Origin of the sequence: Puniceibacterium sediminis (assembly GCF_900188035.1) — a bacterium.
Lineage (GTDB): Bacteria > Pseudomonadota > Alphaproteobacteria > Rhodobacterales > Rhodobacteraceae > Puniceibacterium > Puniceibacterium sediminis.
Genome location: NZ_FZNN01000004.1, coordinates 21644 through 38225, shown reverse-complemented (window position 1 = coordinate 38225; position 16582 = coordinate 21644). Strand labels below are relative to the sequence as shown.

General features: G+C 62.6%; 16 protein-coding genes. 4 read left to right on the top strand and 12 right to left on the bottom strand.

All coding sequences use genetic code 11. From position 1 onward, the window contains the following. Window positions 1-58 precede the first annotated feature (58 nt). Window positions 59-571, bottom strand: coding sequence for an SRPBCC family protein (locus CHB75_RS05865; protein ID WP_089269610.1), 513 nt, complete (start codon window positions 569-571; stop codon window positions 59-61). Window positions 572-690: 119 nt separating this feature from the next. On the opposite strand from CHB75_RS05865, the gene CHB75_RS05860 reads away from it, so the two are divergent. From CHB75_RS05860 to CHB75_RS05850, 3 genes are all read left to right on the top strand, one after another. Continuing rightward, window positions 691-1446 carry an SDR family NAD(P)-dependent oxidoreductase gene (locus CHB75_RS05860; protein WP_089269609.1) on the top strand — a complete coding sequence of 252 codons (756 nt, stop codon included), beginning with the start codon at window positions 691-693 and terminating at the stop codon, window positions 1444-1446. A gap of 91 nt (window positions 1447-1537) precedes the next feature. Next, window positions 1538-2272: an ABC transporter ATP-binding protein gene (locus CHB75_RS05855; protein WP_245840739.1), complete on the top strand. Its 735-nt coding sequence runs from the start codon at window positions 1538-1540 to the stop codon at window positions 2270-2272. Next, the gene (locus tag CHB75_RS05850; protein WP_089269607.1) at window positions 2269-3060 is read left to right on the top strand and encodes an ABC transporter permease; all 792 of its coding nucleotides are present in this window, start codon (window positions 2269-2271) and stop codon (window positions 3058-3060) included. The genes CHB75_RS05855 and CHB75_RS05850 overlap by 4 nt, the downstream gene beginning before the upstream one ends. Before the next feature lie 157 nt (window positions 3061-3217). Here CHB75_RS05850 and CHB75_RS05845 read toward each other — a convergent pair whose 3' ends face one another. Beyond that, on the bottom strand, window positions 3218-4780 hold the full coding sequence (locus tag CHB75_RS05845) for a helicase HerA-like domain-containing protein (RefSeq protein WP_089269606.1): 1563 nt from the start codon (window positions 4778-4780) through the stop codon (window positions 3218-3220). Between the two features lie 556 nt (window positions 4781-5336). Here CHB75_RS05845 and CHB75_RS05840 point away from each other — a divergent pair. Continuing rightward, a complete protein-coding gene (locus tag CHB75_RS05840; protein ID WP_089269605.1) occupies window positions 5337-6011 on the top strand; it encodes an invasion associated locus B family protein in 675 nt (224 codons plus the stop codon). 38 nt (window positions 6012-6049) lie between these two features. Here the strand turns inward: CHB75_RS05840 and lpxB are convergent, their stop codons facing one another. From lpxB to CHB75_RS05790, 10 genes are all read right to left on the bottom strand, one after another. Next, window positions 6050-7210 carry a lipid-A-disaccharide synthase gene (gene lpxB / locus CHB75_RS05835; protein WP_089269604.1) on the bottom strand — a complete coding sequence of 387 codons (1161 nt, stop codon included), beginning with the start codon at window positions 7208-7210 and terminating at the stop codon, window positions 6050-6052. Next, entirely contained in the window at window positions 7210-8010 is an 801-nt protein-coding gene (locus CHB75_RS05830) for an LpxI family protein (RefSeq protein ID WP_089269603.1), read from the bottom strand. Before CHB75_RS05830 ends, lpxB begins: the two co-directional genes overlap by 1 nt. A gap of 4 nt (window positions 8011-8014) precedes the next feature. Continuing rightward, window positions 8015-8797, bottom strand: coding sequence for an acyl-ACP--UDP-N-acetylglucosamine O-acyltransferase (lpxA, locus tag CHB75_RS05825; protein WP_089269602.1), 783 nt, complete (start codon window positions 8795-8797; stop codon window positions 8015-8017). Then, entirely contained in the window at window positions 8794-9255 is a 462-nt protein-coding gene (gene fabZ, locus CHB75_RS05820) for a 3-hydroxyacyl-ACP dehydratase FabZ (RefSeq protein WP_089269601.1), read from the bottom strand. Before fabZ ends, lpxA begins: the two co-directional genes overlap by 4 nt. 86 nt (window positions 9256-9341) lie before the next feature. Further along, the gene (locus CHB75_RS05815) at window positions 9342-9932 is read right to left on the bottom strand and encodes an OmpH/Skp family outer membrane protein (protein WP_089269600.1); all 591 of its coding nucleotides are present in this window, start codon (window positions 9930-9932) and stop codon (window positions 9342-9344) included. Next, complete coding sequence (gene bamA, locus CHB75_RS05810; protein WP_425439488.1) at window positions 9932-12277, bottom strand: outer membrane protein assembly factor BamA; 2346 nt, start codon at window positions 12275-12277, stop codon at window positions 9932-9934. The genes CHB75_RS05815 and bamA overlap by 1 nt, the downstream gene beginning before the upstream one ends. 261 nt (window positions 12278-12538) lie before the next feature. Continuing rightward, the gene (gene rseP / locus CHB75_RS05805; RefSeq protein ID WP_089269599.1) at window positions 12539-13882 is read right to left on the bottom strand and encodes an RIP metalloprotease RseP; all 1344 of its coding nucleotides are present in this window, start codon (window positions 13880-13882) and stop codon (window positions 12539-12541) included. Window positions 13883-13893: 11 nt separating this feature from the next. Continuing rightward, window positions 13894-15060, bottom strand: a complete 1167-nt coding sequence (dxr, locus tag CHB75_RS05800; protein ID WP_089269598.1) for a 1-deoxy-D-xylulose-5-phosphate reductoisomerase — start codon at window positions 15058-15060, stop codon at window positions 13894-13896. Next, window positions 15057-15845: a phosphatidate cytidylyltransferase gene (locus CHB75_RS05795; protein WP_089269597.1), complete on the bottom strand. Its 789-nt coding sequence runs from the start codon at window positions 15843-15845 to the stop codon at window positions 15057-15059. Before CHB75_RS05795 ends, dxr begins: the two co-directional genes overlap by 4 nt. Beyond that, window positions 15842-16567 (bottom strand): undecaprenyl pyrophosphate synthase, encoded by a 726-nt coding sequence (locus tag CHB75_RS05790; protein ID WP_089269815.1) that lies wholly within the window; start codon window positions 16565-16567, stop codon window positions 15842-15844. Before CHB75_RS05790 ends, CHB75_RS05795 begins: the two co-directional genes overlap by 4 nt. Between the last annotated feature and the right edge of the window lie 15 nt (window positions 16568-16582).

The window sequence follows — 16582 nt, the reverse complement described above, 5'->3', positions numbered from 1 at the left end:
CGCCAAATCCCCTCAGAACACGCCAATCCGTGCCCTCCGGACACGCATTTCGCTGTCCTCAGGACACCATGCGCTTGAACCAGCCCTTTTTCTTTCCGTCTTCCGCTTCCGGCGCGGCATCGGGGTCGGCAGGACCCTCAACAGCCTCCTGAAAGTTCTGAAAGAACTTGTCGGCCATGTTCTTGGCAAAGCCGTCGATGATCCGGCTGCCCAGCTGCGCCAGCTTGCCGCCAACACTGGCCTCGACGTCATAGCTCAGCAGGGTGCCATTCTCGCTCGGCTCCATCCGCACATCCGCGCCGCCCTTGGCAAAACCGGCAGCCCCGCCCTTGCCCTCGCCCGACAGCTTCAGGCTGTTGGGTTCGTCCCTGTCGGAAATCGTCACCACGCCCTTGAAGGTCGCCTTTACCGGTCCGACCTTCTGGGTCACCGACGCCTCGAATCCGTCATCGGCATTTCCGGCCATATCGGTGCAGCCCGGCACACAGGCCTTGAGCACCTCCGGGTCCAGAATTGCCGCCCAAACGACCTCAGGGGGTGCCTTTATTTCGCGGGAATCGCTCATTTTCATGGGTGTCGTCCTTTATCTCTGGTTGCAGCCTATGCAGTCTGGCACATCGGATATATTAGACCAATGGCCTACGCCCCCCGAACCCCGCGGGGCATCCCGCCCGGACAGGAGACCACCCCATGACGCTGCAATCCGGAACCGATCCCAAACCAGTCGTCGCCGTCACCGGCGCCAGCCGTGGCATCGGCCATGCCATCGTGCGGCACTTCTACAAACAGGGCTGGGATGTGATCACCCTCGCCCGGACCCCGTTTTCCGAAATCTGTCCATGGGCCGACGGCATCGTGCAGCATCTCAAGGTCGATCTGGCCGACACCCAGTCAGTTCTGACCGCCGCCACCGATCTGAAAAAGCTGCTGAACGGGCGCGGGTTGAACGCGCTGGTCAACAACGCCGGGATTTCACCCAAATGCCCGGGCGGCAAGCGGATGAGCGCGATCCAGACCCCCGTCGCCACCTTCCTCGATGTGCAGCACGTCAACCTCGTGGCCCCCTTCATCCTGTGTCAGGAACTGCTGGAACCGCTGAAGCAGGCCGGCGGGTCCGTGGTCAACATCTCCTCCATCGCCGCAGTCCGTGTGCATCCCTTTGCCGGTGCCGCCTATGCGATATCCAAGGCCGGCCTTTCGGCCTTCACCCGCGAACTGGCGCATGAGCTGGGCAATTCCGGCGTGCGCGTGAACACCGTGGCCCCGGGCGAAATCCAGACCTCAATCCTGTCGCCGGGCACCGATGAACTCGTCGAAAGCCAGGTGCCGATGAAACGCCTTGGCCGCCCCGAAGAAGTGGCCGAGGTGGTCTATTTCCTCGCCAGCCCGCTGTCGTCCTACGTGACCGGCACCGAAATCCCGATCAACGGCGGTCAGCACACCTAACGCTCCGAAAGTCGCAACCCGACCCTTGGTTTTCAGGTTTGCCAAACCGCGCCCCCCCTCTATGCTCGGACACAACGGCCGGGGGGGCAGATTGGACAGCGTAAGTAATTCAGGCCTCTCGGTCACATCGGTCAGCTACAGCTACGGCACCAAACAGGCGCTTGACGATGTCTCGTTCGACGTCGCTCCGGGGCAGTTCGCCGCCCTGCTTGGCCCAAATGGCGCCGGCAAATCCACGCTGTTTTCCCTGCTCACCCGGCTGTTCACCACCCGCGATGGCACCATCCGCATTGCCGGTTTCGACATGGCGAAATCGCCAAGGCAGGCGCTGGAAAAGATGGGCGTGGTGTTTCAGTCCCAGACGCTCGATCTTGATCTCACCATCCGCCAGAACCTCAGCTACTTTGCCGCGCTGCACGGGCTTTCCGGGCGCAACGCCCGCACCCGCATCGACCGCGCGCTTGACCGGCTGCAAATCCTCGACCGCGCCGGTGAAAAGGCCCGCAACCTCAACGGTGGCCACCGCCGACGCACCGAAATCGCCCGCGCTCTGATCCACGACCCCTCGGTGCTGCTGCTGGACGAGGCAACCGTCGGCCTTGATGCCGCCGCGCGCCAGTCGATCACCGATCACGTCCACCGCCTCTGCGCCGAAGAAAACCTGACCGTCCTCTGGGCCACGCATCTCACGGATGAGGTGTTCGATACCGACCAGCTTATCGTCCTGCATCAGGGCCGCATTCTGGATCAGGGGCTCTGCGCCGATCTGCGTGGGGATCTGCCGCTCAAGGATTACTTCCTCACCACCACAGGCATCCCGGCATGACCGCCTATCTCACCGCCCTGCGCGCCATCGTCCTGCGCGAAGCCCTGCGTTTCGTGCATCAGCGCGAACGCTTTGTCGCCGCCCTCGTGCGTCCACTGGTCTGGCTGCTGGTCTTCGCCGCCGGCTTTCGCGCCGCACTGGGCCTGTCGATCATCCCGCCCTACCAGACCTACATCACGTACGAGACATACATCGTCCCCGGCCTCTGCGGCATGATCCTGCTGTTCAACGGCATGCAAAGTTCGCTCAGTCTGGTCTACGACCGCGAAACCGGCTCCATGCGCCTGCTGCTGACCGCGCCCCTGCCGCGCGGCTGGCTGCTGTTCTGCAAACTGCTCGGCTCCACGATGATCTCGGTGCTTCAGGTCTACACCTTCCTGATCATCGCCGGGCTGTTCGGCATCCAGATGGACCCGCTCGGCTACCTCGCCGCCCTGCCCGCGCTGCTGATCTCGGGGTTGATGCTGGGCACCCTCGGCCTCGCGCTCTCAAGCTTCATCAAGCAGCTTGAGAATTTTGCCGGAGTGATGAACTTCGTCATCTTCCCGATGTTCTTCCTCAGCTCGGCGCTCTACCCGCTGTGGAAGATGGCCGAAAGCAGCTCCACCCTGCGCGACATCTGCGCGGTGAACCCCTTTACCCACGCGGTCGAACTGATCCGCTTCGCGCTCTATGGTCAGTTCAACGGCTGGGCGCTGCTCTGGACCCTGCTCGCCACGGTGGTCTTCATGGCGCTGGCGCTCTGGGGCTATGACCCTGCGCGCGGGTTGGTGAACCGCAAGGGCTGAACACGCCCGAAACCAGCCATACGCCCAGCCATACGGTTTCCATACCAAAACCATACGCTTGCCATACGCCGCAATCAGCCACTTTTTACCCGTTTCACCGGCCCGAAACTAATCTCGGACCGGGGGGCCGTCAGCCCCCCTTCCACACCCGGATTCCTCAACGTGCCTTGAACAAACTGCCCAGAATCCCGCGCACGATCCGCCGTCCCGTGGTGCCGCTCAGCTCCTTCATCACCATACGGCCCATCGCCTCGCCAAAGCCCTCATCCTTGGCCTTCCTGCTCCGCGCCCTCCGTGTCGGCTGCGACGTCGACCGCCCCACACGCGTGCCGGAATAGCGCCGCCCGGCGCTGTATTCGCGCTCGGCCACCTCCATATCCTCCTGCTGCGCCTCAGCTTTTTCAGCCTCTAGCGCTGCCTTTGCCGCCCGCTCCTTCAGCATCTCATAGGCCGATACCCGGTCCACCGTGGTCGTATATTTGCCCCCCAGATCGGAGGCAGTTATCAACGCCTCCCGCATCGTCGCATCCAATGGTCCCAGCTGCGATGACGGCGGCCGGATCAGCGTCCGCTGCACCACCCCCGGCACGCCCTTTTTCTCAAGCATGGATGTCACGGCCTCGCCCACGCCAACCTCGCGAATGGCGGCCTCAGTATCGAAGGCCGGGTTCTCGCGATATGTCTCTGACGCCATCCGCAGCGCCTTGCGATCCCGCGCCGTAAACGCCCGCAGCGCGTGCTGCACCCGGTTGCCCAACTGACCCAGGATATCCTCGGGGATGTCATCGGGGTTTTGCGTCACGAAATACACGCCAACCCCCTTGGAGCGGATCAGCCGCGCCACCTGCTCGACCTTGTCCACCAGCGCCTTGGGGGCATCGTCAAACAACAGATGCGCCTCGTCGAAAAAGAACACCAGCTTCGGCTTGTCCGGATCGCCAACCTCCGGTAATTCCTCAAACAATTCCGACAGCAGCCACAGCAGGAATGTCGCATATAACCGGGGCGAATCCATCAGCGTATCGGCCGCCAGAATGTTGATCTGCCCGCGCCCGTCCGCGCCGATGCGCATCAGGTCCGCCAGTTCCAGCGCCGGTTCCCCGAACAGCTGCGCCGCGCCCTGGTTCTCAAGCACCAGCAGCCGACGCTGGATCGCGCCCACCGACTGAACCGAGATATTGCCATACCGCAGCGACAGCTCCTCGCGGCTCTCCCCGACCCAGACCAGCAGCGCCTGAAGGTCCTTCAGATCAAGCAGCGCCAGACCGTCTTCATCGGCCAGCCGGAATGCGATGTTCAGGATGCCTTCCTGTGCCTCGGACAGGTCCAGCAGACGCGAAATCAGCAGCGGCCCCATCTCGGCAACCGTGGTCCGTACCGGATGCCCCTGCACCCCGAACAGATCCCAAAACGTCACCGGGAACGCGCTGTAGGCATAGTCCTTGAACCCGATCTTTTCGGCCCGTTCGGTGAATGGCGTGTGTAGCTTGACGGTTTGCGATCCGGCAGCAGCAAGCCCCGAAAGGTCGCCCTTCACATCCGACAGAAAGACCGGCACGCCAGCCGCCGAAAACTCCTCGGCCAGGATCTGCAGGGTCACCGTTTTGCCCGTGCCCGTCGCCCCGGCGATCAGCCCATGGCGGTTGGCGTACTTCAGGCTCAGCCATTGTTTTTCGGTGTAGGCCGCACCGCCGCCCCCGACAAAAATCCCATCATCCATCCACTGGATCCCCTTCCGTATTGCATAGTGACACGCAAACATACTCTTTTAACTATTTCCTGTCAGAGTGAAATGGTTCGATACCACATGTCCTCTTCGGTATCGGGCGGACTTCCTCCCTGTTAGACTGGCCGCGCCAACAGGCGCGGCTTTTTTATGTGGATCGACCTTGCGCAGCGGGTTGCCGGGCATCCCCCCCATTCCGGGCCTACGTCCACTCAATTCACCCATAGGGCGAGTAACCTAAAAAACACTCTCGCAAATGGCAGCGCCGTGAGAATAAAAGTCAGGTAGACCAATACCATATGGCCCAAATACCCTGTTGACCGATTGGGAGAGTTCTCGTAGCTTTCGGATCATAAAATAGTCGGCCGGTCCGACAGGGAGAGACGATTGGGAAAGGGGCCGTATGGTCCCTTTCCTTTTTTGTCGCCTGCCATCTGCGCGCAGGTTTTTGCCACTCCTCCCGCACAGCGGTACAGATTGCCCCTGACACTGCGCTTTGATCATGGTAACCGCCTGACTTGATACTGACCGGGCTCAAGGGGCTTATCTTATGACACGATCCATTCTTCTTCTTTCCACGCTCGCCATCATGGCCGCGCCCATGACATGGGCGCAGGACACAGCCACCCCAGAGGCAGCCGCCACTGAGACAGCCACACCAGAAACAGCCGCGCCAGTGGCAACCGCAGATGTACCAGAAGCCGTACAAATGCCGGCGGAAAATGTGCTGGATACCGGCGAACCCGCCGATGGCGCAACCAATCCGGCACAGAACGACAAAACCTACACCAAAACCACATCCGGTGCCTGGGACGTCCAGTGCCTAAGGGTCGAAACAGGCGAAGAGCCCTGCCAGATGTACCAGCTGCTCAAGGACGCTCAGGGGTCCAACGTGGCCGAAGTCAGCCTGTTCAAGGTCGCCGGTGGCGGTCAGGTTGTGGCCGGCGCCACCTTTGTTGCGCCGCTGGAAACCCTGCTGACGCAGAAGCTGACCATCGCGGTCGATACCGGTCCGGCCAAGCGTTATGATTTCTCGTTCTGCACACAGGTTGGCTGCTATGCCCGCGTCGGGTTCACCGCTGCCGAGGTCGCCGCATTCAAGGCCGGCGCCGAAGGCAAGATCACCATCGTGCCGGCACTTGCACCCGATCAGAAGGTCACAGTGACCATGTCGCTGAACGGCTTCACCGCCGCCTATGACCAGATTTCGTCGCTTCAGCAGTAAGCGCTGAATTCGGCCGGGGCGGTATCACGCCCCGGCCTTTACGATCCGTTCATGCCGTCCAGAACGGCCCGCGCCGCGCGAATACCCGGCGCCTCGCCGCCCAGACCAAGCCGGTCCATCGTCAGCGCCATCGCGCGCGCCTGATCCTGCGGGGCGTCCAACACTTTCAAAAGCGCCTGCGCAATCGGCCCCGGCAGGCAGTCCTTGCCGATGAATTCCGGCACCGCGCGGGTCTGCGACACCAGATTGACCAGCGTCACGGTGTCGACCTTCAGCAGCCGACCGATGATCTGGCGGCTGATCCAGTTCATGTCATAGGCAATCACCATCGGCGTACCCGCTGCGGCCAGTTCCAGCGACACGGTCCCCGACGCCGCCAGCGCCAGATCGGCCGCCGCAAAGGCGCTGCGTTTGATCAGTGCGGCATCGCCCTGCGTATCGCGTGGGTCCAGAACGATGGGCGCCCCCGGCCAGTCGGCCACCAATTCCTGAACAAGTCCGGCAACCGGCCCGGCGGCAGGCAGCACAAAGCGCAGATCGGGCCGTTCTGCGGCCATAATGCGGACGACCTCGCCGAACACCGGTGCCAGCCGCGTAACCTCTGAGCGGCGCGACCCCGGCAGCACCAGCATCATCGGCGCGTCGCCCAATCCATGCGCCGCGCGGAACTGTGCCACATCCTCCGGGCCCGCCTGCGGGTCTGTCACCACCGGATGCCCGACAAAATCACAACGCATCCCCGCCGCTTCCATATAGGGCGGCTCAAACGGGAAAAGCGCCAGCACCTGATCCACATGCGCCGCCATCTTGGCCGCGCGGCCCGGACGCCACGCCCAGACCGTGGGGGCGACGTAATGCACGACGCGAATGTCGCTTGATGCCTTGACCAGCTTGGCCACCCGCAGGGAAAATTCGGGCAGGTCGATCGTCACCAGAACGTCCGGCTTTTCCCTCAATACGGTCTCGGCCGTTTCGCGGATCCGTCGTTTCAGCGCACGGTACTGCGACAGAATTTCCGATATCCCCATGACCGAGATTTCGTCCATGTCGAACAGGCTATCAAGCCCCTCTTCAATCATCCGTGGTCCGCCGATCCCGCGAAAACTCAGCTCCGCAGGACCCACAGCGCGCAGCCCCTGCATCAGCGCCGCACCCAGCTTGTCACCCGACGGCTCTCCGGCAATCACAAAGACACGCATCAGCCACCCGCCTTTCGCGACCACAGGAACAGCCCGGCCCGGTCCAGATCGGCCAGCAACTGTTGCCGATCCAGGACAATCACACTCTCGGCCTCAATCACGATTCCCGCCAGCCCCGCACCCGCCACGGCCCGAACGGTGCCGGGGCCGATGGTCGGCAGATCGGCGCGCCGGTCCTGTCCGGGCTTCGGGCCCTTGAACAGGACGCCCAGTCTTTGACCTTGGCCGGGCGTGCGCTCCAGCCGCGCCAGCATCGCGTCGGTGCCGGCGTCATCCTCGCGCGCGACGACCTGCCCCGCCACAACCACACAGGCCTGTCCCAGATCCGCCCGCCCCATGTCCAGCAGGGCCGCCTCGCCCGCCAATGCATCTGTTTCGGTCCCCGCAGGCGGTTTTTGCGCCGTTGGCACACCAACCGACATCAGCAGATCGGGCGCTGCCTCATGCGCGGCCAGCACGCTAAAACCTGCGGATTCGAACAGGGTAATAACCGCGCGCAAGGCACCATCGTCGCCCGCGCTCAGCGCCTCGTGCAGGACCGGGATCAGGGGCATGGTCAACTTGTCGATCAACGCCGGATCAATCTCAGGCCGACGGATCGATCCGCACAGACAGACCTGTCTGACACCGCGTCGGCGCAGATCGGCCAGCAGACTGCCAAGGGTTTCAAGCCGAAAGGGGATATCCACCGCCAGCCCGTCCGGCGCATGACCATCCAGCGCACAGACCAGCGGCAGCACATCCTGCGCCCCGGCCACTGCGGCCGGCAAGGCCCCGCTCCCTGCGATCAGAGCTAGCAACCGCTCAGCCCGGCGTCAGGAAATGCCGGTCGGTATCGGCGAGGATAAAGCTCACGATCTCGCGGACATAGTCGCTCTGGGTTTCGTCGCCCAGCCGCTGTGCGCGTTCCTGAAACGATCCTTCGCCCTGTGCCAGCATCTGGAACGCCGCCCGCAGCGCGGTGATATCGGCGCGCGACACGCCCCTGCGTTTCAACCCGACAAGGTTCAGCCCATCCAGCACGCCACGCGGCCCCTGCACAAGGCCAAAGGGAATCACGTCGTTCGTCACCATGGTGACCGCGCCGATGATCGCGCCCCGCCCGATGCGCACCCACTGGTGTACACCCGACAACCCGCCGACAATCACGTCATCCTCGATGATGCAATGCCCGGCCAGAGCGACCGAATTCACCAGAATGACCCGGTCGCCGATCATCACGTCATGGGCCACATGGCAACCCGCCATGAACAGGCCATCGTCGCCAACCTTGGTCAGGCCACCACCCGCAGCAGTCCCCGCATGCATCGTGACGTGTTCCCGGATGCGGTTGCGCGCACCGATCACCAGCCGGGTCTTTTCACCCTGAAACTTCAGATCCTGCGGCACCTCGCCGATGACGGCAAAGGAATATATCGTGCAATCGTCACCGACGACAGTGTCACCCGTCACAACCACATGGCTTTTCAGCGTCACCCCGGCGCCCAGACGCACTTCTGGCCCGATGTGGCAGAACGGGCCGATGGTACAGCCGATGCCAATAACGGCCCCGTCCTCGATCACGGCGCTGGGGTGAATACCGCTCATTTCGGCAGATCCATCATGGCGGTGAATTCGGCCTCGCAGGCCAGCTCACCATCAACCTCGGCCACGCCCTTGAACTTCCAGACCTTGCCGCCGGGCTTGCCGCGCAGGGTCGTCAGCCGCATCCGCAGCTGGTCGCCCGGCACAACCTTGCGGCGGAACTTGCAGTTGTCGATGGACATGAAATAGATCAGCATATTCTTGTCAGCCAGATCTAGCGCGACGCCAACCATCACGGCTGAGGTCTGCGCCATCGCCTCGATGATCGTGACGCCCGGCATGATCGGCAGGCCCGGAAAATGGCCCTGAAAATGCGGCTCGTTCATCGAGACATTCTTGATCCCCAGGGACGAGGACGTTCCGTCAATCTCGATCACCCGGTCCACCAGCAGGAAAGGATAGCGATGCGGCAAAAGCCGCTGGATCATCTGGATATCGGCACTCTGAAGCGTGTCGGTCATGCGGTTTCCTTTGCTTTTGGCTGCCCGGCTTCCAGTGCCTAGCAATCCCGCGCCCCGGGGGCAAGCGTGTCAAATGGCCGACCTGTTCAGGGCTCCAGCTCCAGAAGCCCGGCACCGTCGCCGATGGCCGCGTCGATCCGCTCAACCGCCATGTCGGTGATATCCACCGCATCGGCGCTGACGATCACGATACGCCGCTCGACGATCAATGCCGCACCAGTTTCCCGCAGAAGCGCGGAAATCTCGGGGCGCGCGGCCAGGATAAACACCCGGCGCGCCTCTTCGTTGCGGCTGTCAAGCGTGCGCGCCTTTTCATCCTGTTCGTCGCGGAACCGCTGCACCTTTTCGTCAAAGGCATCCGCCAGCACCCGGAACGCCGCCGGGTCCATGCCGCCCCGCCTGTCGGTCAGATTTTGTTCTTCTTCGGTCAGTTCGGCGGTGATCCGTTGGTTCTCGGCCACCAGCGCGTTACGTGCGGCCTCAAGCTCGGTCTGGATGCGTCGGCCAAAAGCGCTCTCGGCAAAAAGCCTGTCGGATTCCAGCGTCAGGATCGGGCTCGCCGCCTCTCCGATCACCAGCGGCGTGTTGATCGGACGGCCTTGCGCCATGGCCGCCACTGGCAGGGCCAGCAGCGACAGCACCAAGGCAAAGCGCGCGCAGAACGCCAGCGGGGGCATCAGAACTCGGTCGAGATCGTCAGCTCGAATTCCTGCGGGATGTCATACTTTTCCTTGACCAACGCCTGGGAAAAGTTGAATCGCAGCGGCCCGATCGCCGTGTTCCAGAACAGCGACACCCCCACGACCTGACGGGCCGCAAAGTCATCATAGATCACGTTGGCGTTGGTCTGGTCCAGATCCCACAGCGATCCGATGTCATAAAACGCACCACCCGATATGCCGTATTCATCCGGCAAGCCCAGTGGGAATTCGGCCTCGAACCGCGCCACGGCAAACAGGTTCCCGCCAAGCGCATCGTCGATATCATTACCGGAATCCCGTTCGCGTGGGCCGATGCCGCCGGCCTCAAACCCGCGCATCACCGAAGACCCCATGAAGAAGCGGTCCGTCACCCGGCTGCCGCCCTTGGAATAGTTCACTGACCCGGCCTCGAAGCTCGCACGCAGGGTGACCTCTTCGCTCAGCACCATCTTTTGCGCCACAGCGCGCAGGTTCGTGCGGACAAAGGTTGTATCACCCCCAAGCCCGCCAAAGTCCTGACCGAACTCCAGCAGCACACCCGCCGTCGGATCAAGGCCCGTCCGCCGCGTGTCATAGCTCAGAGTATAGCCCAGCGAACTGTCCCAACGCGGGCCTTCGGCGGCTTCCGCAGCGACCAGTTCACCGATCTCCGTATCCGTCTCGCTGATATCGGAATACTTGGCGCTGTAGCGCGCGGTCAGCTCGCCATTCTCGGAAATGGGAAAGGACAGCGACGGCGAAAACCGCCCGATGGTCGTGTCGTAGTCGGCGTTATCGTTGTCGGTCTCGGTGTAGGATATCCCGACGCCAAAGCCCAGATTACGGCCCAGCAGGGCCGGTTCGCGGAACCCGAAACTATAGGCCTTGGACGAAGACGCCGTGTTGAAGGCAAGGTTGATGCCCTGCCCGCGCCCCAGAAAGTTGCGCTCGCGGAATTCGATGGCCAGACCAATGCCGCTGGACGACGAATAGGAACCGCCGAAACTGATTGATCCGGTCGGCTGCTCTTCGACGTTCACATCCACAACAACCTGCTGCGGTGACGATCCTTCACGCGCATCGACTTCGGCGTTTGCAAAGAACCCCAGCGCCCGGATGCGTTCGGCGCTCTCGCGGATTTCGCGCGGGTTGAAGGGGTCACCCTCGACGATCCTGAACTGGCGGCGCACCACCCGGTCCAGTGTCGTTGTGTTGCCCTCGATATCGATGCGTTCAACAAAGATGCGCGGGCCACGGGTCAGCTGGAATTCGATATTCAGTGCCAGATTACGTTCGTCGCGGGTCACACGCGGCTCCACCCGGACAAAATTCAGCCCCTCGCGGATCGCCAGCCGTTCCAGCCGGGCGATTTCGCTATCAACCTTTGCGGGCGAATAGACGCGACCCGGGCGCAGACTGATCGCGTCCTGGAACAGATCCACATCGACCTCGGCAAGATCGGACGAAACAGTGACCGCGCCGAATTTGAACTGCTGGCCTTCCTGAACATTGAAGGACAGGAAATAGCCGTCGCGTTCCTGGCTGATCTCTGCATTCACCCCGGTGATGCGGAAATCCACATAGCCGCGCGAGGTGTAGAAATCCGTCAGAACCTGACGGTCGAACTGCACCCGGTCCTCGATGAATGTATCGGACGAGATGATGGCCCGGAAGATACCGGCCTGCTTGGTCCCCAGTACACGGCGCAGGCGTCTGTCGGAATACTGATCATTGCCAACAAAGGCGACGCGCTCGACCTCGGTCACGCCACCCTCAAAAATTTCAAAAACCAGATCGACGCGATTGTCGGACCGGCGAATGATCTTGGGCTGCACCCGCGCGGCCAGACGGCCTTGCTGCGTGTATCCTTCGGTGATCAGACGGGCATCAGCTTCGGCTGTGCGCGGGTTGAATACGCGGCGCGACTGCGACTGCACCAGCGCACTCAGGTCTTCGTCCTTGATCCGGCTGTTGCCCTCGAACGAAATCGCGTTGATCGTCGGAAATTCCACCACCTTGATCACCAGCCGGTTGCCCTCGGGCACGATCTCGACCGACTCGAAGAGGCCAGAGGCAAGAATACGCTGATAGGCATCGTTCAGCTCTGCCGCCGACACGGTCGCGCCACGGGCGATTCCGGCATAGCTCAGGATCGTACCGGCCTCGATGCGCTGGTTGCCCTCGATCTGGACGTTGCTAAAGCTGTAGGACTGGGCCTGCAGCGTTTCCGGCAAAGACGCGAAACCCATTGCAAAGGCCAGAGAAATTGCACCGGCCATCTGCCGGGTGCGGGTCTTCCCACTGTTTTTGCGCTGCTCGAACGCTGCCGTTTTATCGGTCATTATGCCTATCCATCCAAACATCCCGGTTGCGATGTGAGTATCGGGATTGTCTAAAGTTGTCAAAAGCCTCTGACACCAAATCAGGCGCTTTATGCCGCCGGTGCCCGGCGGGCAACGCGACCACCCCCAAAACACTCCCGGGAACGGGGTTGCGCCGCGTTCCCCACTCCCAAATGAACGGCGGTGTCGCAGCCGCAAATGAAAACGCCGCGCCCGTTTTCCGGGGCGCGGCGCAATACCTCTGCCTCAGCCGCAATGGCCTCAGGGGCAGAAAATATCGTTGGAGAGCGAAAACACCATCAGGCCCAGAACAAGCGTCAGGCCAATGGACATCAGCACCCGAAGCGCGCGGTCGCTTGGCGGACGGCCCCGCACGGCCTCGTAGGCAAAGAAACACAAATGCCCGCCATCCAGCACCGGCACCGGGAACAGGTTCAGCAGGCCGACCGCCGTGCTGAGCACCGCGATGAACCAGATAAAGCTTGCCGTGCCCGCACTTGCCATCGCGCCGGATGTTTCGGCGATGCCGATCGGCCCGGACAGGTTGCAGGTGCTGATCGCGCCCGTCACCATATGCCATAGCCCCGAAAGCGACCCGCTGATGATGGTGCCGGTCTGGCCCACCGCGGCTGTCACTGCGTCCCACGCGCCCGGGGTCGTGGTCGCCGGTTCAAAGAAGATTCCCCCGGCGATGCCGATCCGGTAGACCGTGCGAAAGCTGTTGTCGGGCTGCGGTTCGTCCGTGCGGCGCGGGGTCAGGGTCATGTCCAGAACCTCGCCATCGCGCCAGACCTCCAGCGCGAGCGGTGCCCCGTCTGACCCTTCGACCACATCCTTCAGCTCTGCAAAGGCAAAGATCGGCGCGCCGTTGATGCTTTGAATAACGTCCCCCGCCTGCATCCCTATATCGCTTGCAGCAGACCGTGGCACGACCTGACCGGCCAGCGGCGGATAGACATAAGGCCCGCTCACGTCGCGTTCGGATCCCTCGCGCACCACGGTATAGGTCAGCTGTTCCTGCACCGGCAAATTGTTGAGAAAGGAGTTGAACGCCACCGGATCATCGAATGTCGGCGGTGCGACCCCCTCGATTTCGACAATGACATCGCCGACCTGCAACTCCTGAGCCGCCGGAAGCGGGCGCAGATCCCCCACGGTCAGCGGTTCCGACACCACCCCGCGCACCAGAAAGATGCCGGTAAAGACCACGATCGACAGGATAAAGTTGAACACCGGCCCCGCAGCAACCGTTGCGGTCCGCGCCCACAAAGGTGCGCCGTTCATGGTGCGGCGGCGTTCTGCTTCGGACAGTGTCGACATGGCGACCTCGTCCTTGCCGCCGGATTCGTTGCTGTCGCCCTTGAACTTGACGTATCCGCCAAGCGGCAGCAGCGCGAACTGCCAGCGTGTGCCGCGTTTGTCGACCCGCGAAAACAGCACCGGGCCGAACCCCAGCGAAAACACATCCGCGTCGATCCCGGACCAGCGCCCGACGATGTAGTGACCGTATTCATGTATCGCGACGATCACCGACAGGGCCAGAACAAAGGCCAGAAGCGTCCATAGAACGCCCCCGAACTGCGGGATCAAAGTGGTCATATCCAAAACGTCTGCCCTTATCCGTTACGCATGTAGTCGTCGGCTGTCACTCTGGCCAGATGGTCCGCCTGCCGCACATTATCAAGTGAAATCACTGCATTCATGTTACCCGCATGGGCAGAAAGCCGGTCCAGAACCGTCTCGACCACCTCCGCCATCTGCAAAAACCCGATACGTCGGTCGATGAAGGCATCCAGCGCCTGCTCTTTCGCGGCGTTGAACACCGCCCCCGCCAGACCGCCCGCCGCCATCACCTCACGCGCAAGCCGCAGTGCAGGCCAGCGTATCTCGTCCGGGGCGCGGAATGTCAGCTGGCCGATCGCCACCAGATCAAGCCGTTCCACCGGCAGCGCGCGGCGTTCGGGGTAATGCAGCGCATAGCCGATGGCGTGGCGCATGTCGTTGGGGCCGACATGGGCCATCAACGCGCCGTCACGGAACCCCACCAGCGCATGGATGAGCGATTCCGGATGCACCACGGCCTCGATCTTGGCGGGGTCGATCTGGAAAAATTCATGGGTTTCAATCAGTTCCAACGCCTTGTTGAACATCGACGCGGAATCGATGGTGATCCGCTGCCCCATGTCCCAATTGGGATGCGTCGCCGCCTGTTCCGGTGTCGCCTGCGCCAACTGCTCCAGTGGCCAGTCACGAAAGGCACCACCGCTGGCGGTGATGATGATGCGTTCCACATCCTCGATCCGTTCGCCCACCAGCGCCTGAAACACCGCCGAATGTTCGGAATCCACCGGCAATACCGCACCGCCATGGGCGCGCGCCGTCTCCATGATCAGCGGGCCGGCGCAGACCATGCTTTCCTTGTTGGCCAGCGCCAGTGCCGCGCCCTGCTGCAAGGCGACCAACCCGGGGGCGAGCCCCGCCGCACCGACAATCGCCGACATCACCCAGTCGGCTGGGCGCGCCGCCGCCTCTGTCAGCGCGGCCTCGCCAGCGGCCACTTCGATGCCCGTTCCGGCCAGCGCCGCGCGCAGATCCGGCAGGCATTCGGCGTAGGCCGTCACCGCCACCTCTGCGCGCAATTTTATTGCATCTTCAGCCAGTTGCGCGACGTTCCTGCCACCGCTCAGCGCGACGACATGATAGTCGTCAGGCGCCCGTGCGATCAGATCAATCGTATTCTGACCGATGGAGCCGGTGGCCCCAAAGATCGAAACTCGTTTCATGGCGTTCCTGTCGGCAGATCCACAAGCTGCCCCGCGATCACGATGAACAGCGCAGCCCCCAGCATCCCGTCAAACCGGTCCAGCAACCCGCCGTGCCCGGGAATAAGGTTCGAGCTGTCCTTGACCCCGGTGCGCCGCTTGATCGCGCTTTCGGCGATGTCACCGATCTGGCTTGCCATTGCGACGGCAATGCTGATGCCCATCAGCCCCACACCGGCCCCGGTTGTGGCGGCAAAGGCCAGACCGACGAACGCCGCCCCGACCCAGCCCGCAGCCGTGCCGGACCATGTCTTTTTCGGGCTGACACGCGGCCAGAACTTTGGCCCGCCGATGATCCGCCCGGCGAAATACCCGGCCACATCCGTCACCACGACAACCACCACCAGCCAGGCCATCCAGGTCAGGCCAAAATCGTCGCGCAGCGCCATCAGGCCATAGCCCGCCAGCAGGATCACGGCAGTATAGACCGCATAGGTGACCCCGCCGCGTTCCATCCGGCCAAGGCCGACCATCGACGGCAACATGATCAGCGGCAGCGCAAATGACACCGGCACCTCGATCGCCAGCATCAACGCCGATCCCGCCACGACCCCCAGCACAAGCGACGATTTGCTGCGCTTGGAATCCAGCATGCAGACCAGTTCCCAGACCATGACGCCGCTGACCAGAACCACCAGCGCATGAAACACCAGCCCGCCTTGCCAGATCGCCAGCAATCCGACAGCCACCATGATCACCGCCGATATCAGGCGGGGTAACAGATCGTCCCAACGTGATGTGCTCATGCCTTGACTGCTCCGTACCGGCGGTCGCGTTCGCCATAGGCCTTGGTCAGCCGCCCGAATTCTTCGGCGCTGAAATCCGGCCACAGCGTGTCGACGAATTCGTATTCCGCATAGGCCGACTGCCACAAAAGGAAATTTGAAATCCGCGCCTCGCCGCTGGTGCGGATCACCAGATCCGGATCGGGCAAAACATAGGTATCAAGGTACTTTGGCAATGTCTCGACCGTCACGCTGTCGGGGCAAAGTGTGCCCGCAGCCACATCCTGCGCCAGTCGCTTGGTGGCGCGCGCCACCTCGTCGCGGCCGCCATAGTTCAGCGCGATCGTCAGGTTCACCCCATCACAATGTTCGGTCATGGTTTCCATTTCGTCCATCAGACGGATCAGCTTGGCATCCAGCCGCTCCCGGTCACCGATGAACCTCACACGCACGTTCTCTTCGCGCAGGGCTCTGGTTTCCTTGGCAATATAGCGGCGAAACAGGCTCATGAGGCCTGCAACCTCGCTCTGGGTACGCTTCCAGTTCTCGGTCGAAAAGGCAAAGATCGTCAGGTACTTGACCCCGAATCCCGGGCAGGCCTCGACCAGTTCGCGGATACGCTTGGCCCCCGCGTGATGGCCGAACAGACGCGGTCGCCCGCGCTGCCGCGCCCAGCGGCCGTTGCCGTCCATGATGACAGCGACGTGGCGCGGACCATTGCCCTCGCGGATCGGTTTGGCCATCATGGCTCCCCTTTC

Excerpts from the sequence above, each read along its gene's own strand:
- CHB75_RS05865 (WP_089269610.1), bottom strand. The coding sequence starts at position 571 with ATGAAAATGAGCGATTCCCGCGAAATAAAGGCACCCCCTGAGGTCGTT.
- dxr (WP_089269598.1), bottom strand. The coding sequence starts at position 15,060 with ATGAAACGAGTTTCGATCTTTGGGGCCACCGGCTCCATCGGTCAGAAT.
- fabZ (WP_089269601.1), bottom strand. The coding sequence starts at position 9,255 with ATGACCGACACGCTTCAGAGTGCCGATATCCAGATGATCCAGCGGCTT.
- CHB75_RS05840 (WP_089269605.1), top strand. The coding sequence starts at position 5,337 with ATGACACGATCCATTCTTCTTCTTTCCACGCTCGCCATCATGGCCGCG.
- CHB75_RS05795 (WP_089269597.1), bottom strand. The coding sequence starts at position 15,845 with ATGAGCACATCACGTTGGGACGATCTGTTACCCCGCCTGATATCGGCG.
- CHB75_RS05850 (WP_089269607.1), top strand. The coding sequence starts at position 2,269 with ATGACCGCCTATCTCACCGCCCTGCGCGCCATCGTCCTGCGCGAAGCC.
- CHB75_RS05860 (WP_089269609.1), top strand. The coding sequence starts at position 691 with ATGACGCTGCAATCCGGAACCGATCCCAAACCAGTCGTCGCCGTCACC.
- CHB75_RS05790 (WP_089269815.1), bottom strand. The coding sequence starts at position 16,567 with ATGGCCAAACCGATCCGCGAGGGCAATGGTCCGCGCCACGTCGCTGTC.
- CHB75_RS05845 (WP_089269606.1), bottom strand. The coding sequence starts at position 4,780 with ATGGATGATGGGATTTTTGTCGGGGGCGGCGGTGCGGCCTACACCGAA.
- lpxA (WP_089269602.1), bottom strand. The coding sequence starts at position 8,797 with ATGAGCGGTATTCACCCCAGCGCCGTGATCGAGGACGGGGCCGTTATT.
- bamA (WP_425439488.1), bottom strand. The coding sequence starts at position 12,277 with ATGACCGATAAAACGGCAGCGTTCGAGCAGCGCAAAAACAGTGGGAAG.
- CHB75_RS05815 (WP_089269600.1), bottom strand. The coding sequence starts at position 9,932 with ATGCCCCCGCTGGCGTTCTGCGCGCGCTTTGCCTTGGTGCTGTCGCTG.
- lpxB (WP_089269604.1), bottom strand. The coding sequence starts at position 7,210 with ATGCGTGTCTTTGTGATTGCCGGAGAGCCGTCGGGTGACAAGCTGGGT.